General features: G+C 36.1%; 23 protein-coding genes. 19 read left to right on the forward strand and 4 right to left on the reverse strand.

Annotated features, from left to right (window positions below; genetic code table 11):
* Positions 1-7 precede the first annotated feature (7 nt).
* A complete protein-coding gene (locus tag QUF78_RS03745; protein ID WP_289323622.1) occupies positions 8-529 on the forward strand; it encodes a YehS family protein in 522 nt (173 codons plus the stop codon).
* Positions 530-1,456: 927 nt separating this feature from the next.
* Here the strand turns inward: QUF78_RS03745 and QUF78_RS03750 are convergent.
* Positions 1,457-1,588 (reverse strand): hypothetical protein, encoded by a 132-nt coding sequence (locus tag QUF78_RS03750; protein ID WP_289323623.1) that lies wholly within the window; start codon positions 1,586-1,588, stop codon positions 1,457-1,459.
* A 379-nt stretch (positions 1,589-1,967) separates the two neighbouring features.
* On the opposite strand from QUF78_RS03750, the gene QUF78_RS03755 reads away from it, so the two are divergent.
* The 4 genes from QUF78_RS03755 to QUF78_RS03770 all read left to right on the forward strand — a co-directional run bounded on the left by QUF78_RS03755 (position 1,968) and on the right by QUF78_RS03770 (position 7,219).
* The gene (locus QUF78_RS03755; protein ID WP_289323624.1) at positions 1,968-3,158 is read left to right on the forward strand and encodes a glycine C-acetyltransferase; all 1,191 of its coding nucleotides are present in this window, start codon (positions 1,968-1,970) and stop codon (positions 3,156-3,158) included.
* A gap of 41 nt (positions 3,159-3,199) precedes the next feature.
* Positions 3,200-4,159 (forward strand): L-threonine 3-dehydrogenase, encoded by a 960-nt coding sequence (locus QUF78_RS03760; protein WP_289323625.1) that lies wholly within the window; start codon positions 3,200-3,202, stop codon positions 4,157-4,159.
* A 388-nt stretch (positions 4,160-4,547) separates the two neighbouring features.
* A complete protein-coding gene (locus tag QUF78_RS03765; RefSeq protein WP_289323626.1) occupies positions 4,548-5,951 on the forward strand; it encodes an amino acid permease in 1,404 nt (467 codons plus the stop codon).
* 359 nt (positions 5,952-6,310) lie between these two features.
* Complete coding sequence (locus QUF78_RS03770; RefSeq protein ID WP_289323627.1) at positions 6,311-7,219, forward strand: PhzF family isomerase; 909 nt, start codon at positions 6,311-6,313, stop codon at positions 7,217-7,219.
* Positions 7,220-7,296: 77 nt separating this feature from the next.
* Here QUF78_RS03770 and QUF78_RS03775 read toward each other — a convergent pair whose 3' ends face one another.
* Both QUF78_RS03775 and QUF78_RS03780 read right to left on the reverse strand, forming a co-directional pair.
* Positions 7,297-8,013, reverse strand: coding sequence for a vanadium-dependent haloperoxidase (locus tag QUF78_RS03775; RefSeq protein ID WP_289323628.1), 717 nt, complete (start codon positions 8,011-8,013; stop codon positions 7,297-7,299).
* 412 nt (positions 8,014-8,425) lie between these two features.
* Positions 8,426-9,814, reverse strand: coding sequence for an aminotransferase-like domain-containing protein (locus QUF78_RS03780; RefSeq protein WP_289323629.1), 1,389 nt, complete (start codon positions 9,812-9,814; stop codon positions 8,426-8,428).
* A gap of 263 nt (positions 9,815-10,077) precedes the next feature.
* Between QUF78_RS03780 and azlC the strand changes: the two genes are divergently transcribed.
* The 6 genes from azlC (at position 10,078) to QUF78_RS03810 (ending at position 14,620) form a co-directional block, all read left to right on the forward strand.
* Positions 10,078-10,791, forward strand: a complete 714-nt coding sequence (azlC, locus tag QUF78_RS03785) for an azaleucine resistance protein AzlC (RefSeq protein WP_289323630.1) — start codon at positions 10,078-10,080, stop codon at positions 10,789-10,791.
* The gene (locus QUF78_RS03790) at positions 10,788-11,120 is read left to right on the forward strand and encodes a branched-chain amino acid transporter permease (protein ID WP_289323631.1); all 333 of its coding nucleotides are present in this window, start codon (positions 10,788-10,790) and stop codon (positions 11,118-11,120) included. The genes azlC and QUF78_RS03790 overlap by 4 nt, the downstream gene beginning before the upstream one ends.
* Before the next feature lie 94 nt (positions 11,121-11,214).
* On the forward strand, positions 11,215-11,670 hold the full coding sequence (locus QUF78_RS03795) for a PaaI family thioesterase (protein WP_289323632.1): 456 nt from the start codon (positions 11,215-11,217) through the stop codon (positions 11,668-11,670).
* A gap of 145 nt (positions 11,671-11,815) precedes the next feature.
* On the forward strand, positions 11,816-12,304 hold the full coding sequence (locus tag QUF78_RS03800) for a GNAT family N-acetyltransferase (RefSeq protein ID WP_289323633.1): 489 nt from the start codon (positions 11,816-11,818) through the stop codon (positions 12,302-12,304).
* A 163-nt stretch (positions 12,305-12,467) separates the two neighbouring features.
* Entirely contained in the window at positions 12,468-12,875 is a 408-nt protein-coding gene (locus QUF78_RS03805) for a YbaN family protein (RefSeq protein WP_289323634.1), read from the forward strand.
* 386 nt (positions 12,876-13,261) lie between these two features.
* Positions 13,262-14,620, forward strand: coding sequence for an IS1182 family transposase (locus tag QUF78_RS03810; protein WP_289323635.1), 1,359 nt, complete (start codon positions 13,262-13,264; stop codon positions 14,618-14,620).
* Positions 14,621-14,738: 118 nt separating this feature from the next.
* Here QUF78_RS03810 and QUF78_RS03815 read toward each other — a convergent pair whose 3' ends face one another.
* On the reverse strand, positions 14,739-15,383 hold the full coding sequence (locus QUF78_RS03815; protein WP_289323636.1) for a YczE/YyaS/YitT family protein: 645 nt from the start codon (positions 15,381-15,383) through the stop codon (positions 14,739-14,741).
* A gap of 116 nt (positions 15,384-15,499) precedes the next feature.
* Here QUF78_RS03815 and QUF78_RS03820 point away from each other — a divergent pair, with 116 nt between their 5' ends.
* The 8 genes from QUF78_RS03820 to coaA all read left to right on the forward strand — a co-directional run bounded on the left by QUF78_RS03820 (position 15,500) and on the right by coaA (position 21,364).
* A complete protein-coding gene (locus tag QUF78_RS03820) occupies positions 15,500-15,952 on the forward strand; it encodes a MarR family winged helix-turn-helix transcriptional regulator (RefSeq protein WP_289323637.1) in 453 nt (150 codons plus the stop codon).
* A 25-nt stretch (positions 15,953-15,977) separates the two neighbouring features.
* Entirely contained in the window at positions 15,978-16,496 is a 519-nt protein-coding gene (paiA, locus tag QUF78_RS03825) for a spermidine/spermine N(1)-acetyltransferase (protein WP_289323638.1), read from the forward strand.
* Between the two features lie 20 nt (positions 16,497-16,516).
* Positions 16,517-17,140: an FMN-binding negative transcriptional regulator gene (locus QUF78_RS03830; protein ID WP_289323639.1), complete on the forward strand. Its 624-nt coding sequence runs from the start codon at positions 16,517-16,519 to the stop codon at positions 17,138-17,140.
* Between the two features lie 311 nt (positions 17,141-17,451).
* Positions 17,452-17,895, forward strand: a complete 444-nt coding sequence (locus tag QUF78_RS03835) for a MarR family winged helix-turn-helix transcriptional regulator (RefSeq protein ID WP_289323640.1) — start codon at positions 17,452-17,454, stop codon at positions 17,893-17,895.
* A gap of 1 nt (position 17,896) precedes the next feature.
* On the forward strand, positions 17,897-18,973 hold the full coding sequence (locus QUF78_RS03840) for a threonine aldolase family protein (protein ID WP_289323641.1): 1,077 nt from the start codon (positions 17,897-17,899) through the stop codon (positions 18,971-18,973).
* Positions 18,942-19,661: an alanyl-tRNA editing protein gene (locus tag QUF78_RS03845; protein WP_289323642.1), complete on the forward strand. Its 720-nt coding sequence runs from the start codon at positions 18,942-18,944 to the stop codon at positions 19,659-19,661. Before QUF78_RS03840 ends, QUF78_RS03845 begins: the two co-directional genes overlap by 32 nt.
* Before the next feature lie 324 nt (positions 19,662-19,985).
* Complete coding sequence (locus QUF78_RS03850) at positions 19,986-20,279, forward strand: RNA polymerase alpha subunit C-terminal domain-containing protein (protein ID WP_289323643.1); 294 nt, start codon at positions 19,986-19,988, stop codon at positions 20,277-20,279.
* Positions 20,280-20,443: 164 nt separating this feature from the next.
* Entirely contained in the window at positions 20,444-21,364 is a 921-nt protein-coding gene (coaA, locus tag QUF78_RS03855) for a type I pantothenate kinase (RefSeq protein ID WP_289323644.1), read from the forward strand.
* Positions 21,365-21,641 lie beyond the last annotated feature (277 nt).

Raw genomic sequence — 21,641 nt, forward strand, 5'->3', positions numbered from 1 at the left:
TTATTAGATGCATAATCATGATATATTAATTCGATTAAGATACGCGCTGGATATAAAAAATAACGATATGGTAGAGATATTTAAACTTGGGGACATTGAAGTGACAAGAGAAGAAGTCATGCAGATGCTCACAAAACCAAAAGATGATTACTATGATGAATACGACGATGATATAGATGAAGATGAAGAAGGGATAAACTGCAATAACATGATGTTAGAGTCCTTTTTAAATGGCTTGATCATTTTTAAAAGAGGGAGACAAGAGCCAAAACCTGGTCAGCCTCAAAGCCAGGCACCGGCTGTAAAGAATAAGGAAAGTGTGAATAATATCCTTCTGAAGAAACTGAAAATAGCATTGACATTAACCAGTGAGGATATGATTGATATCTTGGAGGAAGCAGGAGTCATGATAACCAAAGGAGAACTAAGCGCTATTTTAAGAAAAGTTGGCCATAGGAATTATAAAGAGTGCGGAGATCGATACGCCAGGAATTTCTTAAAAGGATTAGCTTTGAAATATAGGGGATAAGGGTTCAGGAAATAGCAACTATTTTAATCAAGTACATCATATTAGGCACTGGTTTCGGGAAAAACATTTCCGATTTCAGGGTCTATTTCTTTTCGTTTGATTTTATTGAAGACACTAGAAAGTGTGAAATGGGAAAAAAAGCAGAAGGTGTCCCTAAGGCACCTTCTGCTCATTTAGACAAGTTCATTAACCTTTTAAAAAGTCTGGCTTTGTGAAATTGGGATGGGGATATTCATAGTCATTCTCCTTTTTCCCTTTGGATATCTCTTCTTGTTAATTATTTCACTTATGCTGAAAATAGATGTAGGAATAAACTCAAGCCTAACTTGAAGGAGAAGATCTAGTTGGTATCCTTATTGTTTATCAAGAAAAGGAGCGGTATATGTACAATCTTCAAAGAATGCCGATATCTTTTCCACCAATGAACATACTTTCAAGTGACATGCGGTATATATGTTTATATATCGGTGTTGTAATTGGATCAAATCCCAAACGGAGTTTACTTTGTGATTGAGTTATTGTTAAAAAAAACCAATAATTATTATGGTTAATTTGACCTATTAGATGACGAATTTTGTAATAGGGGAAAACAAAAATTCAGAGGGTCCTTTACTTAAAAAGATGAACCCGTAATGTAAATTCGAAGTCGGCATCAAAGAAAGGAACTGGCTTCAATTTTAGCTGTGCATAAGGTGTGGATAATGGAAGGGGGAAATGGGAAAAATCCTAATTCCTCCTGATCATGTGCATAACATTTTTTAATTTTCTTGTACGTGAAATTTACCTCAACTTTCAGGAGCTGGTCATCAGCTTTTTTTATGGAACTAAATGGAAGTTTGGATGGGCCCTTTGTTGTGTATTTGACTCAAACTGTCCATTTGAACCATGGAAAACGATAAAAAAAGAGGATAATTAAATCCTCTTAGATTACTTGTCTTCCTTTATTTGGTCATCGGATTTTTGAACGATTTCTTTTAATTCTCCTATGTCACCTTTTGCATTGATAATTTCAAAAATCTCATTTAAGCCTTCTGAGGTTTTTTCATCTTCTGTTTTCACTTTATAACCCTCCTTATTTGTGATCATTTGTTAAGGTCTCCAAAAAACCAGAAGATAAAACATAGGTTAACTTGGAAAATTGATGATGATATTCTCTTTGAATTTACCCCGATTTAAACACATTTTTGAGCGATCTTTATTACAAAACTACAAAAATTCCGATTTTTTTGTCCACACAATATGGACAACCTTAAAATTTTCTATTATTATGATTGATATAACTATTAGTATAAAGGGATTTAGGTTACTTCCCTATGTGTTTATGGAGAGGACACGTGTATTTTTAGAAAAAAAGAGTAAATTTCAGTATTCTTGAAATTGGGGTAAAACATATAATAATCCTGCACTTATTCCAACCATCAATGAGGGGGTATATTAAATGTCTAGTGAAATATTAAATAAATTTTTGAAAGAAAATTTGGAAGATTTAAAAGAAAAAGGCCTTTACAACGTTATTGATCCTGTAGAAGGTCCAAACGGTCCGGTAATCACCATTGCAGGCAGAGAGTTAATTAATTTATCATCAAATAACTATTTAGGTTTAGCGACAGATCGACGATTGATAGAGGCTTGCATAGAAGCAACGAAAACATATGGTGTCGGAGCTGGTGCCGTTCGTACGATCAACGGAACATTGGATATTCATGTCAAATTAGAAGAAAAGCTTGCTGAATTTAAACATACAGAAGCGGCGATTGCTTATCAATCGGGCTTCAATTGTAATATGGCAGCGATTTCAGGAGTGATGGATAAACATGATGCCATTCTTTCGGATGAATTGAATCATGCTTCTATCATTGATGGATGCCGATTATCCAAAGCAAAGATTATTCCCTTCATTCATTCGGACATGGACGATTTACGAGCGAAAGCACGTCAAGCAAAAGAGTCCGGATTGTATAACAAGGTCATGATCATTACTGATGGCGTTTTCTCGATGGATGGGGATATTGCCAAGCTCCCTGAAATTGTTGAGATTGCAGAAGAGTTTGATTTAATTACTTATGTTGATGATGCACATGGCTCAGGGGTATTGGGTAATGGTGCTGGAACGGTAAAACACTTCGGGTTATCGGATAGAGTGGATTTCCAAATTGGAACTTTATCCAAAGCGATAGGTGTTGTAGGTGGCTATGTAGCAGGAAAGAAAGATTTAATTGATTGGTTAAAAGTGAGAAGTCGTCCATTTTTATTTTCAACTGCTGTCACACCGGGAGCAGTTGCAGCTAGTATAGAAGCCATTGATATTTTGATGAATAGCTCAGATCTTCAAAATAAGCTATGGGAAAATAGCGAGTACTTGAAAAAGGGCCTAAAAGAATTAGGGTTTGATATCGGGGAGAGCGAAACACCGATTACGCCTTGCATTATAGGAGATGAAGCAAAAACGCAGCAATTCAGTAAGAGACTGAATGAAGAAGGCGTGTATGCTAAATCCATCGTATTTCCTACCGTTCCAAAGGGAACAGGAAGAGTGAGGAATATGCCTACAGCTGCTCATACAAAAGAGATGCTGGATAGTGCACTAGCCATTTATGAAAAAGTAGGAAAAGAGATGTCGATCATTTAAGGGAATTGCTTGCTGCAGAGAGAAAAAGGGGAGGGATTTTGATGAAAAAGGTCTTGGTAACGGGGGCTTTAGGTCAAATAGGTTCAGAACTTACGCTGAAAATGAGAGAGATTTATGGATCTGATAATATCATTGCAACAGATATTCGGAAAACGGACAGCGATGTTGTCCAATCAGGTCCATTCGAGACTTTAGATGTTACAGATGAAAAAGCGATGTTTAATATGGCAAAAAAACATGAAGTGGATACGATCATACATTTAGCTGCTTTATTGTCAGCAACAGCTGAAAAGAAGCCTCTATTAGCTTGGCATTTAAACATGGGCGGATTGGTCAATGCTTTGGAATCGGCACGGGAACTTGATTGCCAATTATTTACACCGAGTTCAATTGGTGCGTTTGGTCCAAGCACACCTAAGGATTGTACACCGCAAGACATCATTCAAAGACCGAATACGATGTACGGAGTTAATAAGGTATCAGGGGAGTTATTATGTGATTATTACCATCATAAATTTGGGGTTGATACGAGGGGTCTTCGATTCCCGGGATTGATTTCATATGTTACACCTCCCGGCGGGGGAACAACCGATTATGCAGTTGAAATTTACTACGAATCGATTAAAAACAAGCGATATACTTCTTACATTGATAAGGGAACGTATATGGATATGATGTATATGCCTGACGCATTAGCTGCCATCATTAACCTAATGGAGGCCGATGCCTCAAAATTAAAACATCGGAATTCTTTCAATGTGTCTGCAATGAGCTTTGATCCGGAGCAAATTGCAGCCGAGATAAAAAGGCATATTCCGGAATTTGTCATGAATTATGACGTAGATCCAGTAAGACAATCCATTGCCGATAGTTGGCCAAATACAATAGATTCAACCTGTGCAAAAGAAGAGTGGGGATTTAAGGCGGAATATGATTTGGAAAAAATGACGAATGATATGTTGGTGAAGCTGAAATTAAGGTCACTTTTAGTAACAGCATAAATATATCTGCTAGTAGCCGAATAAAAGAGTTGTAATACTCTTTTATTCGAGTTACTATATTCAGATAACGTTTAAGGATTTCACTTTTAAAACCAATAAAAAGTAAGCGCTTTCCATGCGAGTGGGTGATTAGGTTAAATGCTTGGTTCAAAGTTCTTATGATACTTGATACAGCATTAACTTGAAATCCACGATCTGGAATTACGTTATAATTTTTAAGAATCTTATTAACTGTCAGGATTGCTTAAATTAGAAGTGAAGAATGATTTTATGGGGCAGCTTTATGATAGTGAAAAGTGGAGCCTGCTATATCATTTCTGTACTAAATAGGGAGAGCAATAAACATCTTGCATCAGAATCGACTATTAGTAGTGTAGGGGGAAATGGAATGGCAAACAAAGATTTGAATAGGGAGTTAAAAGGCCGTCATATTCAGATGATCGCTTTGGGCGGTACGATTGGTGTTGGTTTATTCATGGGTTCAGCCAGCACGATTCAATGGACAGGTCCTTCTGTAATGTTAGCTTATGCAATCTCAGGGTTATTTATATTTTTAATTATGCGTGCAATGGGGGAAATGTTGTATTTAGAACCAAGTACAGGCTCGTTTGCAACATTTGGCTATAAGTACATTCATCCATTGGCAGGGTATATGACTGCATGGAGTAACTGGTTCCAGTGGGTTATTGTCGGGATGGCTGAAATAATTGCAGTTGGGACATACATGCAGTATTGGTTCCCTGATCTTCCTGCGTGGATACCAGGTTTAATCGCAATGGTGATTCTTGGAGCAGCGAACTTAATTTCAGTTAAATCCTTTGGTGAAATTGAATTTTGGTTTGCACTGATTAAAATCATAACGATTATATTAATGATCGTTGCAGGATTTGGACTTATTTTCTTTGGCATCGGTAACGGAGGAGAAGCATTAGGGTTATCGAATCTTTGGGAACATGGTGGATGGTTTACGGGCGGTTGGAAAGGGTTCTTCTTTGCTCTTTCATTAGTCGTTGCAGCTTATCAAGGTGTAGAACTAATTGGGATTACAGCGGGTGAAGCAAAAAATCCGCAAGAAACGATAACCAAAGCGATTCAAAGTACCATTTGGCGTATCTTAATCTTCTATATCGGTGCGATTTTCATTATTGTAACCGTTTACCCTTGGGATCAATTAAGCGCGATCGGCAGCCCATTTGTTGCGACTTTTGCGAAAGTTGGTATTACAGCAGCAGCTGGAATTATTAATTTTGTCGTAATCACGGCTGCTATGTCTGGCTGCAATAGTGGTATTTACAGTGCAGGCCGTATGCTTTATACATTAGGTATGAATGGACAAGCGCCAAAATTCTTTGCGAAAGTATCTAATAGTGGTGTCCCATTATTCGGTACGTTCGGAGTGATAGTCGGGTTAGCGATTGGCGTTGTTTTGAGTTATATTGCACCAGAAAATTTATTCGTGCATGTATACAGTGCGAGTGTACTTCCTGGTATGATTCCGTGGTTTGTCATTCTGATCAGCCAAATTAAATTCAGAAAAGTAAAAAAAGCCGAGATGGACAATCATCCATTCAAAATGCCATTTGCACCTGTTACAAACTACCTGACCATCGCTTTCTTGATTATGGTGTTAATCGGCATGTGGTTTAATGATGACACACGGATGTCGCTTATGGTAGGAATAGGATTTCTAGGTATCGTTGTAATTAGTTATTTCGCTTTTGGAATAGGTAAACGTGGACAAGCTGATACTCAGACAGATACTCAGACGGAAGATAAAGTGATTAACCTATAATTCACTTTTGATTTTTCTAAGCGAAGTTTGTTTTGTTGCATTGATAAGAAAATCCAAGTAAAAAATGAGGGTTGCTGCGGCAGCCCTTTTCTAATGGATTAATTAGTCCTTAACCCAATTTGATTTGTTTGGTTATTTATCAAACAAACAGATTCGTAGCTTTATTTAGTTATGGTCTTCAGTTTTTTTCCTATTTTGATATTTGTTTTATGACAAAAGGGTACATTCCGATGTAATTGTTGCTGCATGTTTTAACTCCATCAAGCACTTTATAGAAGCAACGGGGGAACTTTTACTATAATAAGAATTAAAGATAGTGAAAGGACAAGAATTTGAAGATATTAAAGGTGGGAAATGACATGGCAAGAAAATACCGATTATATCAAATTGATTCATTTACGAAAGAAAAATTATCAGGTAATCCGGCTGGTGTAATAACAAATGCAGATGGATTATCTTCGGGTGAGATGCAGAGGATTGCAAGAGAGCTTAACAATTCGGAAACGGCATTTATCTTTAAATCAGACAATAGTGAATATGATGTACAGATTCGTTTTTTTACACCTACACATGAGGTTCCCATCTGTGGACATGCGACGATTGCGGCCCACTATGCTCGTGCAGTTGAAAATAGTATAAATACAGTTAAAGTTTATCATAAAACCGGTGCCGGCATTTTACCAGTCGATGTGATTAATGAAGATAATGATTACAAAATTATAATGACGCAGGGTAGTATTAGTTTTGAAACGGTGATTGATGGTGTAGCTTTGGAAAACATATTAACGGCTCTCAATATTAGTGAAAATGATTTATTAGAAGATTGTCCAGTACAAATCGTTTCTACCGGGCATTCCAAGGTGATGATTGGAATTAAGAGTTCGGAACTTCTTCACCAATTAAACCCTAATATGGATCTACTTACAAAAGTCAGTGGATTAATTAATTGCAATGGTTTCTATGTTTTTACGATGAATGCTCCCGACTCGGAAATTTTAATTCATGGAAGAATGTTTGCTCCTGCAATTGGTATTAACGAAGACCCTGTTACGGGTAATGCGAACGGTCCTTTAGGCGCATATTTAATACACCATGGACTTGTCAAACATGATAATTCTTTATTCAGTTTTAAAGCAGTGCAGGGCGAAGCTATAAAACGGGCGGGTATCATTGATGTTCAAGTGAAAATTTGTAATCAGGAGCCAGAGGAAGTAAGAATTGCGGGAAATGCTGTAATCGTGTTTAAGTCCGAGTTATTACTTGATTAGCCATTCAAGGTGCAGTAGCTTAAGTTCGAAGTTGTCGTTAAATGGTTCAGGTTAGCTTTACCTGAACCATTTAAATATTATTGAAGCGTGTTTAGATTTTGTGTCCTTAATAAACTTACAACTACCTCTCCAATTTGTCTGCCTAAACTTAAGCCTTCATTGTTATCTACGTTAAAATGTACGCCAGCGTACAAACGGGATTGGGCACTTTCTTCCATTACTTTTTTTATTTCGGATGACTCTCGAGGGAAAATATAACATAATATTACCTCTGCAGATCCCGCCACAGTAGCATGTGCAGAAGGATAAGCTGGAAAACGAGGGGTAATCAACACAGTAGTAAGATTTCTGTCATATTGATTTGGACGCGCAACATCCCAATGATATTTAAAAAACCAGGTTATAACAAATGTATCATTTAAAGCAGCGTTTAAATATCCTAGCACCCTGGCAACATTCGGTGATCCCAGCTTATACTTTCCAGCTAAACTGAAAAGTATGGTGTTGATTTTCTCGGTTAATTCACCTGTTCCCCAATATTGGGCGATTTGTATTTTCTGAGGAGTCAATGAATTTAATGTCTGCTCTACAATCAATAACTCAGTTTCCCAATCAATACCTTCAGGATTTTTAATTCTCCAATTAATACGTTGATGAAAAGGGTCTAGGAAAACATTATCTCTTCCCCTTGAAATAAAAAACATCGGCCAAAATCCTGCCTCTGGAGAACCTTTAGGTGGGATACTCTCCCCTGTATAAGGATACTCTGTCCATCTTCTGTAATTTATCCGCATAAAGACCACCCCTTAATAAAAGTTCTCCTTGTTCCTTATGATTAAGAGTAATTAAATATGACCATTTATTGCCCTCATATCTATTAGAGGAAAATTTCAAAAACATATATTTATTAAGACAACCAGTTATAGGTCCGTTATTTGAAGATTCTTATGGGATTTTAATTGATACTAAGACAAAAAAGGTTGATGAATAATACGTTGTTACAATTAATTTTCTTCCTTCATTAAGCTTTAAAAAGGAAGGTGGCTTTCTTATGGAGCTAACGGGGCAGAATGGTTCATAAAATCATCTTAAAAAGGATTATTAAGTTCAGGACAATTTTTTATAATTGAAGAGCCGACACCTTCAGGATATTGGTGTCGGCTATAAACTGATGCACTGGTTTACAAGATTTATTGAATTTTTGAATCAGTCGAGATACTGTTTTAATATTTCTAATCCTATTTTTAACTCATCAAATGAGTTTGTAGAAGAAAGTGCAATACGCAAGTACTGATCGGGCGTGGTCTGCCCGCTTAGAAAACGATCAGAATGAAAAACCCGAATGCCGTGCCTTTTCAAATCCGTTTCCAGCTGTAACGCATCGTTAGGCCCTTGAATAGGAAGCCAACGATAAAAACTATGAGGATGTCCAACATTCTTTCTTATAGGAAAATACTCTGAAAAAATATCATTTGCAGTTTGTGCAAGCTGTTTCTTTTGAGAAACAATTTCATGAGCCTTTCCTGATAGGATAAGCTCTGTGATAACCTCAGCATCAAAAGAAGAGGTTTTTACATTGATGTTAAAAATGGCCTGCAAAATTTTCTCGCGTAAGGCATCCCCATAGACCATATAGGCAACTCTTAATCCAGAACATATTGACTTAGAGGTGCCACAAATATAAACGCTTTGTTCCGGAAGCAAATGGAACATCGGCTGCTGGTAATCGGAGATAATACCAGCCGACAAAAATGCGTGAATATCATCCTCAATCAAAATTAAACGATGCTTACGGATGACCGCAGCTAATTCTTGCTTTCTAAAATCTGAAATCATGACTGTGGTTGGATTGTTACAAGAGGGCATCAGAAAAACGCCGTGAATATTTGTTTGGCAACACTGCTTTTCAAGTTCGTCTGCCAGCATCCCAAACTGGTCTCCGGGAATGGGTACTAACTGAATATGTAACATCTTTGCCAACTCGATAAAGTTTGAATAAGTGTATAAGTCGGTTGCAATGCGATTACCAGGCTCAAACAACGCAGTCAAAGCAATTGCCAACGCATTTTGTGCGCCGGAAACAATCGCTATATGTTCTTGGTCTACTTGAATACCGAAAGATTTCATCCAGTTTAGCCCTGCAGTCTTTTGATGTGGAATACCGGTCGGATCATTGTAATTCAGTAGCTGCTCCAAATATTTTTTATCCACAACCTTTTGGATAACCTCTGTTACAATACCATTCGTTTGCTCAAAAGAGGCTACTAAACCAAAATCAATAATGTTTGTGATTTTATCATTGGAAATGGTAATTGAACGAGCAGCGTTAGGAGCGACAAAGGTTCCACTTCCGGTGACTGCATAAATCAGCCCTTTTACCTCGCAGACTTTATAGGCACGGGTAATAGTGGTAAAGTTTAAGTCAAGAAAATCTGCCAATTCTCGTTGCGGAGGTAACTTTGTTCCAGGTGCTAAAAAACCATTTGTTATATCTTGTTCAAGTAATGATGCAAGAGATTTATAAAAAGGACGCTTTAATGCTTTCTTATCAGGTTTCCAAGACATTGGATAATTGTCAAATGAATTTACTGGCATACTGCACCTCTACTATCGTATTCCATACAATAATATCATTATTGTACGGAATTATAATGATAAAATGTATGGTTTGAAATATGTGAATCTAGAAGAGTCCATATTGCATAAAGAAGAAGTAGAACAAATAAAGCCTCCATTTCATCAAAATAGGGGCTTTTATTAATTTGAAGATAATTGTAATCCATACAATTATCTTATTTTTTGTATGGATTTTGTATGTTAAATTTAGTATCAAATCAGTAGTTCAGGATGTGGATCATATGAAAAAAAGAAAACAAATATGGATGGCATTTCGTTCGGCTTTTCCATATACAGTCCCCATTTTTGCAGGGTTTCTATTTTTGGGAATAGCTTATGGAATCTATATGAATTCATTAGGTTTCAGTGCGATTTATCCAATCTTGATGAGTCTAACAATATTTGCAGGATCAATGGAGTTTATTGCAGCCAATTTATTGCTTGTCGCATTCAATCCGATTAACGCCCTTTTTCTAACTTTAATGGTGAATGCACGACATTTGTTTTATGGCATTTCCATGCTTGATAAGTATAGAGGGACCGGGAAGAAAAAGCTGTATCTGATTTATGGGCTTTGCGATGAGTCTTTTTCCATCAATTGTACGGTTGATGTTCCGCAGAATGTAGACAAGGGCTGGTTTATGACATTTGTAACACTGCTTAATCATGTCTATTGGGTCATAGGAGCAGCGATAGGTGGCATCTTTGGATCACTTGTTAAGTTCAACACAGAAGGACTCGATTTTGTTATGACGGCTCTCTTTGTTGTCATTTTCATTGAACAATGGATGAAAGAGAAAAACCATCATAGTGCTCTCGCAGGGCTTGGGCTGTCAGCTGTCTGCCTTATTATTTTTGGTGGAAACAATTTCATCATCCCTGCTATGTTTGCAATTTTAGGGGTACTCACCTTACTTAGAAAGCCATTAGAGAAAGTTGAGGTCAAGGCCATATGACAATGGATTTAACACAGCAAATCATTACAATTGCGATGGTTGTTTTAGGCACAATGCTTACAAGGTTTCTTCCATTCATCGTTTTCCCATCCGGTAAACCCACACCGAAGTATGTTCAGTATCTCGGTAAAATACTGCCATCCGCGGTAATTGGGCTTTTGGTCATTTATTGTTTAAAGGATGTGAGCATACAATCCGGAAGTCACGGCATCCCTGAATTTATTGCGGTGGCTATAGTTGCTCTGCTTCACTTTTGGAAGAAAATGATGCTCCTTTCCATAGCAGGGGGAACGATTGTCTACATGATGTTGGTTCAATTGGTTTTTTGAAAATTATATTGGTACTGACTTGTTCCATCTCGTATTTCCATTTCTTATTTCAATGGTGGGGGAGTAAAATATTCAATCAAAGGGGCAGGTAATAGTGAAAAAGAAAATTGATGAGTATCAAATTTATGAAAAACACTATGAACAAATTCATGAGCAAGTAAAAAACGATCCGTATGCTCAGTCTTTAGGCATTCAGTTAACAAAATTCGAGGCAGGTTCTGCAGAAGCAACATTAGAAGTGCAAAGCCATATGGTAAATGCATATGGAACTGTACACGGGGCAGTTATTTATGCTTTAGCAGATCATGCTTTTTCGGTAGCCTGTAATGCATATGGAAAAACATCCTTAGGACTCTCGACAACAATCCAGTTTATTGAATCAGCTAAACCCGGAGATAAGATAGTAGCCCGTGCAACGGAAGTTAAACGAAACTATCGGACAGGATTTTATCGAATAGACGTTTTGCATGAGCAAAACCTGATAGCAACCATGGAGGCAGTGTCATATCGTAAGGATCATTATTTTATTGAACTTGATGAACAAGATTAAGTAGTCTAATAGTTATTGATCAGAGCTGTCTTTAAGGCAGCTTTTTCTTTATGAAACTATCGGGGAGTTAGTTAAGAAGGACAAATGAAATTCATGTAGAAATAAATTAAGTGAGAATTCAATTAATTGTAAAGGAGGTATAACAATGACTGTTTCATTAAACCCCATTTCCAATGATGAAAAGCATATTCTTCAGAATTTATATTCCCTTTATTTACATGACCTTTCAGAGTATACCGATGGTTTAGACATATCAACAGATGGTTCATTTGAATTTGATTCATTTGAATTAATTTGGAAGGAAGAAGGGTTAACACCATATTATTTAAAAAAAGATAAGACAATTGTAGGGTTTTTATTACTTTTAGAAAGGCCATTTTTAAAAAAGGACTTTGATTACAGTATTAATGATATTTTTATGTTGAAAAAATATAGAAGAAAAGGTATTGCAATTTCATTATTAAAGGAATTGTTTAAACAAAAAAAGGGTAGTTACTATATTGTTGAATTAGCTAAGAATATTCCTGCTGTTATATTTTGGAGAAGGGTTTTTAGTGCGCTGAATATAGAGTTTGAAGAAAAAAAGAAAATTGTCGATGATGAAGAATGTTTGGTTCAATCCTTCCGAATTTAAATGAGATTATTAAACTATCGGAGCTGTTTTAAAGTCAGCTCTTTCTTTATGCAAATAACGGGGCAGGTTAATTCAAGAAGAAAAAGGGAAGTTACTAATCAATGATGTTGAATCAATTAGACTTCCTCTTTACGTTATAAGGGAATAGAATATAAATAAAAAGGTGATTACAATTAAAAAGGTAAAAAGTATCCTATTTTTTCTTCTTGGATCCATATCTCTTGTGATTGGTATTGCAGGGACTGTGTTACCTGTTCTGCCGGGCGGTCCGTTTTACTTATTTGCTGCTTTTTGTTTTGCTAAAAGTTCCAAGTCGATTGAAAACTGGTTCAAAAGCACCTCATTATATGAAAAATACGTTGAAGCATTCCTGCAAAAAAAAGGTATGACTCGAAAAGAGAAAATCAGAATCAATTTAATTGCCGACTTCTTCATCGTAATTTCTGTATTTTATGTGGACATCCTATTAGTGAAAATCTTATTGGTAGTGCTCGCCCTCTACAAACATTATTATTTCATTAAAAAAATTAAGACAATTGACCGAAAAAGTAAGAAACAAAGCGCTTTTTAAGTAACGGGTCCTTACATCAAGAGAGTTGCTGCGGCAGCTCTTTTTCTATGGTGCTAAAATGGGGCAGGATAGTTGAACAATAAAAATAAAAAGCATTCTATATTGAATGCTTCAGACTGTAGACAAACTCGATGAAAATCGAGTTTGTCTATTTTTTATGAGTTGTACAATTTGGCCGTTGATTTTCCACTCCAGGCACTCGCTTTCCGCGGGCGGTCGGGGAGCCTCCTCGGCTTTCGCCTGCGGGGTCTCCCCTAGACGCGCTTTTCCCGCAGGAGTCTCGTACCTTCCGTTCCAATCAACTTTGTCTTACCTTTTAGATAAACACTTTTGCCTGGAGTCATTTTTGTTTTAAAATAGAAGTATTAAAACTTGAGGTGATGAGGATGCTTTCTAAACATGATTCTATTCAGCGAGATCAACTTGAAATGATTACGTTAGATCAACTGGTGCCACTGAACCATTTGGTTCGTAAAATGGAGGCTGCCATTGACTTCACTTTCATTTATGACTTGGTGAAAGAGATGTATTCAGAGGTAGGACGCCCAAGTATTGATCCAGTTATTTTAGTTAAACTGACATTCATTCAATATACCTTCGGTATTCGTTCCATGCGTAAAACGATTGAAGAAGTTGAAACCAATATGGCTTACCGTTGGTTCTTAGGCTATGGTTTCCATGATAAAGTACCTCATTTCTCTACGTTCGGGAAAAATTATGAGCGACGCTTTAAAGATACAGACCTGTTTGAACAGATTTTCTATCGCATTTTAATGACAGCTGCTAATAAAAAGTTAATAAGTGCTGAACACGTTTTCGTGGATTCCACACATGTGAAAGCCAGTGCGAATAAAAGGAAATTTGAAAAGAAAATCGTTCGTAAAGAAACACGAGCGTATCAAGGGCGTCTTCAAGAAGAAATCAATCAAGATCGTGAAAAACATGGAAAGAAGCCTTTTCCATCAGATAAATTTGATAAAGAAGAGACCAAAGAGATTAAAGAAAGTACAACGGATTCTGAGAGTGGCTACTATGTGAAAGATGAACGAACAAAACAGTTTGCCTATTCATTCCATGCGGCCGCAGACCGCAACGGTTTTGTATTGGGAACGATTGTAACACCTGGAAATATACATGACAGTCAGATCTTAGAGCCACTAGTTGAACAAGTGATTGAGAAAGTTGGAAAACCGGAAGCCGTTGCCGCAGATGCAGCTTATAAAACACCAGCGATTACAAGCTACCTATTTAACAAAGAAATCATACCGGCTTTACCTTATACACGTCCTCGCACCAAAGAAGGATTTTTCCGCAAACAGGACTATGTATACGATGAACATTTTGATTGTTACCTTTGTCCTTCGGGAGAGCTATTAAAGTACTCAACAACCAATAAAGAGGGCTATCGCGAGTATAAATCACCCAAACACACTTGTGCGACATGCTCATTTTTATCTCAGTGTACAGAAAGCAAAGACCATCAAAAAGTGGTGACACGGCATATTTGGCAAACACATGTGGAAGAAGCAGATCATCTGCGTCATCATCAAGATGTAAAAACTATATATGCGAAACGTAAAGAAACGATTGAGCGTGTATTCGCAGATGCAAAAGAAAAGCATGGTATGCGTTGGACAACTTTAAGGGGACTTAAAAAATTGTCGATGCAGGCGATGCTTACTTTCGCTGCCATTAATTTAAAGAAGATGGCCAATTGGACATGGCGAGGTCCAAAAATGGCCTAACATAGTGGGCTCGTAGAGCCCCAATCTCCTAACTTCAGGCAAAAATTCAAAGGGAATCTCAAAAAGGGGTTCGGAATTTTTTAATTCCGAACCCCTTTTGTCTACAAACTGAAGCATTCTATATTGAATGCTTTTTATTTTTATCATAATTTGGTGATGTATTAGAGTGTGTTAATATCCGGTCTAATACTTTTTCAGTAAATGACATAAAGTAATTAAGTATAAGCCCCCCTAAACAAACGGTTAATAAAGTTCCAATGCCAATTGGTCCATTTAAAATCATTGCCATTATCAAGAATACGAGGTAAATGAATGTTCTCGAAAAAAATATATTTGTTCTAGTTAATTCTTGGATGATTAAAGTTAACCGGTCAACTGGAATCGGTGCAAAATTTGTGTGTAAATATGTTGCAGTTCCTAATCCTACAAGAACTAAGCCGATTCCAAAACAAACAACTTTGCTGTACCATAGTTCAGGTGTTATCAAATTGTGCAATAAAAAAAGCCACGTATCAATACCAATACCTGTTATAAATGCTGTTAACAACCCCAAAACTTCTGGTCTTTGTCTTTTTAAAAATGAATTACTACATATCAATATTAATGCTATTATTATTTCCCAACTACCCACAGTAAGCCCCACATTTATGGACAGTCCTACTAAAAGTGCATCAAAAGGGGAAGTTCCAAGGTCTGATTGTATAGTGAAAGAGATACCAAGCGTTAATATTAAAATTCCTAATACATAAAAAACATACTTCACTTTACTCGACCCCTTTATCATTATTTTTTTGTTGCAAACGCAACAAAGTTAAGTTAAATTTAATATATGTCTATTTTATTGCATTTGCAACAAAAATATGTACTAAGGAGTTAATTATGAAGGAAATTCTTCGAGAAATAGGAATGATTGCAAGGGCATTGGATTCTTTAAGTAATATAGAATTTAAAGAGCATGACCTTACAAAAGGGCAGTATTTGTACCTTGTGCGAATATGTGAAAACCCGGGAATCATTCAAGAAAAGTTAGCTGAGATGATAAAAGTAGATCGAACAACAGCAGCTCGTGCAATAAAAAAACTTGAAATTAATGGCTTTATTGAAAAGAAAGAAGATAAACATAACAAAAAAATTAAAAAACTCTCTCCTACAGAGAAAGGGAAAAATGTTTATCCTTTTATAAAAAGAGAAAATGATTATTCCAATATTGTTGCATTAGAGGGACTTTCCGAAAGAGAAATCGAAACCATTTTCAATCTTCTTCAAAGAGTAAGAAAAAATATAGAAAAAGACTGGGAATTTGTAAAAAAGGGAAACAAGAGAAATTATTGATTATATAAAGGAGTGACATATTTAAATGACTTTAAATATAAAAAAATGTACCCTTGAAGATTCACGCAAACTTCAACTAATTAGTTATGAAACATTTAATGAGACATTTAAGCATCAGAATTCACCCGAAAATATGAATGCCTATTTGGAAAGGGCATTTAACTTAAAACAATTAGAAAATGAATTATCCAATATTTCTTCGCAATTCTATTTTGTTTATTTTAATAATGAAGTCGCTGGATATTTAAAGGTCAATACCGATGATGCTCAGTCTGAAGAAATGGGTGCTGAATCACTTGAAATCGAGAGGGTTTATATAAAGAAAAAATTTCAAAAACATGGGCTTGGTAAATATCTGCTAAATAAAGCTATTGAAATCGCGATGGACCGTAATAAAAAGAAAATCTGGTTAGGTGTATGGGAAAAAAACGAAAATGCTATTGCTTTTTATAAGAAACTGGGGTTTGTTCAAACTGGAGCCCACTCCTTTTATATGGGAGATGAAGAACAAATGGACCTTATAATGACCAAAACACTCACATAACTTTTGAAGGGTGGATTATTATGTATATTCCAAAATATTATAAAGTCAAAAATGTTGATGAAATTTGGGATTTTGTTAAAAAAAACTCTTTTGGCACGATTGTCACAACAGAACAAGGGAAACCGATTGCCACTCATTTGCCTTTGGGGTTAAATAAAAAAGGTGATGATTACTATATTACTGGGCATTTGGCTTATGGAAATCCTCAGTGGAGAACATTTGAAACCTGTGAAGATGTGCTTGTAATGTTTCAGGGATCAAACGCTTACATTTCTTCTTCTTGGTATGGGCATGAAGAAGTTCCAACATGGAATTATCAAGCCGTCCATGTATATGGTAAAGCAAGCATTTTAGGGAAAGATGAATTAATAGAAGAATTAACAATAATGCTGGAAAAATATGAAGAAAATCGTGAAAATCCTGTTTTATGGGATAAACTTTCTCCTCATCTCTTAGAAAGTGAACTGAAAGGCATAGTTGGATTTAAGATTAAGGTGGGAGACATTCAGGCTGCATATAAATTAAGTCAGAACCGAACTGAAACGGATTATATTAACATCATTGATAAGCTACAAAATGAGGAAAATCCAAATTCGAAACAAATGGCAGAACTGATGGAAAAGAGATTGAAAAATCACATATAAGCCCAATTTTTATTTAACCCTCAGATGCAAGAATTAAAGAACGGAACGGAGCTGTCATATTGGCAACTTCTCTTCATTTATGAAAGATTGTACTTAAAGTAAGAGTGCGTTAGTTCAATTCGTTTGGGGCTGCTTATCGGCAGCTCCTTTTTTGATTGCAGCAGGTGTTGCAAGCTCTAAAGTGAATTTTTTAAATTGGCCAAACTAGTGGTATCGATAGATCCTTCAAAGTTTATTTAAAAAAAGTTGACAAAGTCCACTAATCACACTAAAGTATTAGTGGATAAAGTCCACTAAAAAGGAAGTCTACAATGAATATAAATAAAAATACCATTGCTGATATACGGCAATTCAATAGATTTTATACGAATATACTTGGTGTATTGGATAAGCATATTTTGGATACCGGATATTCTTTCACTGAGGCACGGGTAATTTTAGAAATCGGTTTGATGGAGCAGTGTATAGCAAATAATTTAGTTGATAAACTGGAAATTGATCGCAGCTATATGAGCAGAATAATTAACAAGTTAAGTAAAGATGGACTTGTTATGAAGGAAAACTCGACCTTGGATAACAGAACTAGCCTGATTCAGTTGACTCCTGAAGGGATGACACTTTTTAACCAGCTTAATGAAAAATCCGATGAACAAATAGTGAGGTTATTCCAAGGATTATCACAAAATGATATAAAAGAAATCCATGCTTCTATGATGTTCATTCAGAAGAAATTGGATAGTTTGGGGAGGATATAGGATGATACGTTTTGAAAATGATTATACAGAAGGTGCTCATAAGCGAATTCTTAAACGATTAATAGAAACCAATGAAGAACAAACACCCGGGTATGGAGTGGATGAACACTGTGAAAAAGCGAGAGCTTACATTCGAAAAGAGTGTGATGCTGCGAATGCCGATATACACTTTTTAGTAGGAGGAACACAAACGAATACAACTATCATCGCTTCAATTTTGCGGCCGCATCAAGGTGCAGTGGCTGCAATTACCGGTCATATCGCAGTACATGAAACAGGAGCTATTGAAGCCACTGGTCATAAAATACTTACTTTACCGAGTGATGATGGGAAAATTGAAGCTGAACAGGTGAAAGAATTATATGATGCTCACTGGAATGATGTTACTCATGAGCATATGGTACAGCCAGGCTTGGTTTATATTTCTAACCCTACAGAAAATGGAACGACTTATAGTAAAGCCGAATTGGAAGCATTAAGTAAAGTTTGCCGCGAATGTGGTTTGCCATTGGTATTGGATGGCGCTAGATTAGGGTATGGTTTGGCTTCAATAGACAGCGATTTAACCTTGGCGGATATTGCAAGGCTTTGTGATGTGTTCTATATAGGGGGGACGAAAATTGGTGCAATGTTTGGTGAAGCGGTAGTCATCATGAATGATGCCCTGAAAAAGGATTTCCGATATTTCATTAAGCAAAAGGGAGGATTACTGGCTAAAGGAAGACTTTTGGGAATCCAGTTTGAAACCTTATTTGAAGATGGCTTATACTATGAAATTTCTAATCATGCCGTGGAAATGTCAATCATGATTCGAGAAGCGTTTGTTGAAAATGGATTTTCATTACGATATGATTCTACATCGAATCAGCAGTTTCCCATTTTACCGGAAGATGTAATTTTGGAATTAGGCAAAAAGTATTCATTCTCCTTCTGGGAAAAAGTCGATGCTACACACAGTGCTGTGAGATTTTGTACTAGTTGGGCTACGAAAAAAGAACATGTTGAAATGCTGGTAGAGGATATCAAAGCAACTAAAGGAGAAAAAAATGGCCTCGATAGAGTTATATTTAGAGAATAGTTATCTAAAAGAATGTTCGGCAAATATTGTTTCCATACAAGATCGATTTGTTGTGTTTAATCAAACGATTTTTTATCCAGGTGGCGGTGGGCAGCCTTGTGACCGAGGGTTTATTAAACAAGGTGATGAAACCTATAAAATAGTAACAGTCAAAAAAATAGATGGTGAAATAATTCATGAACTAGAACGTCCATTACAGGAAATTAATCAAACAGTAGAGATGCAAATTGACTGGTCCTGGCGGTTTCAGAATATGAAGTACCACACATTATTGCATGTCATTTCAGGTTATTTATTTCAACATTACAATGCTTTAGCTACAAGCAGTCAAATTGAAAAAGATCATGCGAGATTAGAGCTGTCTTTTTCTCCTGAAATAATGGAAGAAATACCATTTGAATCATTAGAACAATCGATAAAGAAGATACTGGCACACCCCCATAATGTTTACGCGAAAACAATTAGCAGGACTGAAGCAGAGCAAAAAGAAGGGTTCATTAAAACGGTCATTAATTTACTTCCAGCCTCTCTTAACCAAATTCGAATCGTTCAAATAAATGATATTGATGAGCAAGCATGTGGCGGAACCCATGTTAACAACACAAATGAAATTAAAGACTTTTCCATTATGAAGATTCAACAAAAAGGTCCCACGAAAAAAAGGATTAAAATTAAACTATTGGATTAAGTTCCACTATCCCTTCTTTTTATCGGAAATTTACTAATATAAACATATTTAAGCACCGGACAGGGTATTTTCATTAACTGGTGCTCAATCTAATAATGAAGGTTATGCAAAAGTCGTGGCAGAGGTTAGCTGTTTAATTAAAATGAATTGTTTGTTAATATATAAGCTAAATGAAAAAGAGTATACAATTCGTGACGAATGAATTGTGCAATAGAATTATTCTTAATAGAATTTGGTCTTAAACCGACGAGGGTAAAAGGGAATTGGAGCAGGTTGACGAAAGTATGGCTGGGAAATTTCTTGAGAGAAAAGGAGACATTAATAATGACAATTTCAAAAAAAACTTTAAGGACTTGCGACGAAGGACACAAATACTATAAATCCAGCGACTGTCCGACCTGCCCGGTTTGTGAGCAAGAACGCAATCCTGAAGACGGATTTCTTTCATTACTCTCGGCACCAGCCAGACGAGCATTGGAACACAATGGGGTAACCTCTTTACAACAGCTAACAAAATATAGTGAAAAAGAGATATTGAAATTTCATGGTATGGGACCAGCTTCTTTACCAAAACTAAGGGCTGCTTTGGAGACAAATGGGTTATCATTCAAAAATTAAACACAAGAATGAGTAAACTTACAGGAATGCATTTGAGCATATTTCAAGTTCTTCCTCAAGTCACAGGGGCATTACGTCAATAAGGGATTAGGAACATCGATCATTCCTGAATTTTATGGACACCCTCCTTGTTAAAACTCTAAAAAGTGAGGTAATGAAAAATCATGAGTTCCTATACTCCCTATTTTGAATTCAATCGAAAAAAGTGGGCATCTTTACGAAACCATACTCCTCTTCCTTTAACTGAAGAAGAATTGGATAACTTAAAAGGAATAAATGAAGAAATATCCATTCAGGAAGTGGAAGAGGTTTATTTGCCCTTGACCCGTTTAATTAATTTATATGTCGAAGCTTCTCAGCAGCTTAACACGGCTACATCTTCCTTTCTGAAAACTAATGCAAAAAAAGTACCGTATATCATTGGAATTGCAGGGAGTGTTGCTGTAGGAAAGAGTACGACAGCAAGGTTACTTCAGACATTATTATCTAGATGGGATAATCATAGAAACGTAGGTCTTGTCACTACAGATGGTTTTTTGTACTCAAATGATTTCTTAGAAGAAAAAGGACTGATGAAACGAAAAGGGTTTCCTGAAAGTTATGATACTCAAAAACTAATTAATGTTATCGGAGATGTAAAAGTAGGAAAAAATAAAGTGGAAGTTCCAATCTACTCACATTTGACGTACGATATTTTGCCAAATGAAATCCAGACCATCTGTAATCCTGATATTTTAATAGTGGAAGGTGTTAATGTTCTTCAAGTTGACAAAGAAAATCAAGTATTCGTCAGTGACCTTTTTGATTTTTCACTCTATGTTGATGCAGACGTACCCGACATTGAACGGTGGTATGTTGAAAGGTTTCTTCTACTTCAAAAGACAGCGTTCCAAAGGCCCGAATCGTACTTTCATCGTTACACTAATTTGTCTAAAGAAGATACCATTAAATTAGCGACTCAAATTTGGGAAGAAATTAATTTGAAAAATTTACATGAAAATATACTTCCGACAAAAGGACGGGCCAATCTAGTTTTAAAAAAAGGATCAGATCATAAGGTTGAAAATATACATTTGCGAAAATGATAATTTTAGTTAATAATCAAGTCGATGCTATATCAATGAATAAGGAAACAGGTATTTGTACCGTAATTATAAATTAAAGAACAAATACGAAATAACTGTGAAGAGTTACTGGAACAAGCTTCTTCTTGACATACTCTATAGTGTTAATTAAATATAGATATAGATTGTGAAGAAATGTACTTAAAGTAAAGAGTGCTTAAGTTGAAGACGGAGTTGCGACGCAGCTCTTTTTTCACGTAAAAGAACAGACATGTTACTATAGTAGAGGAGAGCCTGA

This window comes from Peribacillus sp. ACCC06369, from assembly GCF_030348945.1.
Taxonomy (GTDB): domain Bacteria; phylum Bacillota; class Bacilli; order Bacillales; family DSM-1321; genus Peribacillus.

Bases quoted from the DNA above. Each gene is read 5' to 3' on its own strand.
- QUF78_RS03745 (WP_289323622.1), top strand. From the start codon at position 8: ATGCATAATCATGATATATTAATTCGATTAAGATACGCGCTGGATATA.
- QUF78_RS03755 (WP_289323624.1), top strand. From the start codon at position 1,968: ATGTCTAGTGAAATATTAAATAAATTTTTGAAAGAAAATTTGGAAGAT.
- QUF78_RS03760 (WP_289323625.1), top strand. From the start codon at position 3,200: ATGAAAAAGGTCTTGGTAACGGGGGCTTTAGGTCAAATAGGTTCAGAA.
- QUF78_RS03765 (WP_289323626.1), top strand. From the start codon at position 4,548: ATGGCAAACAAAGATTTGAATAGGGAGTTAAAAGGCCGTCATATTCAG.
- QUF78_RS03770 (WP_289323627.1), top strand. From the start codon at position 6,311: ATGGCAAGAAAATACCGATTATATCAAATTGATTCATTTACGAAAGAA.
- QUF78_RS03775 (WP_289323628.1), bottom strand. From the start codon at position 8,013: ATGCGGATAAATTACAGAAGATGGACAGAGTATCCTTATACAGGGGAG.
- QUF78_RS03780 (WP_289323629.1), bottom strand. From the start codon at position 9,814: ATGCCAGTAAATTCATTTGACAATTATCCAATGTCTTGGAAACCTGAT.
- azlC (WP_289323630.1), top strand. From the start codon at position 10,078: ATGAAAAAAAGAAAACAAATATGGATGGCATTTCGTTCGGCTTTTCCA.
- QUF78_RS03790 (WP_289323631.1), top strand. From the start codon at position 10,788: ATGACAATGGATTTAACACAGCAAATCATTACAATTGCGATGGTTGTT.
- QUF78_RS03800 (WP_289323633.1), top strand. From the start codon at position 11,816: ATGACTGTTTCATTAAACCCCATTTCCAATGATGAAAAGCATATTCTT.
- QUF78_RS03810 (WP_289323635.1), top strand. From the start codon at position 13,262: ATGCTTTCTAAACATGATTCTATTCAGCGAGATCAACTTGAAATGATT.
- QUF78_RS03820 (WP_289323637.1), top strand. From the start codon at position 15,500: ATGAAGGAAATTCTTCGAGAAATAGGAATGATTGCAAGGGCATTGGAT.
- paiA (WP_289323638.1), top strand. From the start codon at position 15,978: ATGACTTTAAATATAAAAAAATGTACCCTTGAAGATTCACGCAAACTT.
- QUF78_RS03830 (WP_289323639.1), top strand. From the start codon at position 16,517: ATGTATATTCCAAAATATTATAAAGTCAAAAATGTTGATGAAATTTGG.
- QUF78_RS03835 (WP_289323640.1), top strand. From the start codon at position 17,452: ATGAATATAAATAAAAATACCATTGCTGATATACGGCAATTCAATAGA.
- QUF78_RS03840 (WP_289323641.1), top strand. From the start codon at position 17,897: ATGATACGTTTTGAAAATGATTATACAGAAGGTGCTCATAAGCGAATT.
- QUF78_RS03845 (WP_289323642.1), top strand. From the start codon at position 18,942: ATGGCCTCGATAGAGTTATATTTAGAGAATAGTTATCTAAAAGAATGT.
- QUF78_RS03850 (WP_289323643.1), top strand. From the start codon at position 19,986: ATGACAATTTCAAAAAAAACTTTAAGGACTTGCGACGAAGGACACAAA.
- coaA (WP_289323644.1), top strand. From the start codon at position 20,444: ATGAGTTCCTATACTCCCTATTTTGAATTCAATCGAAAAAAGTGGGCA.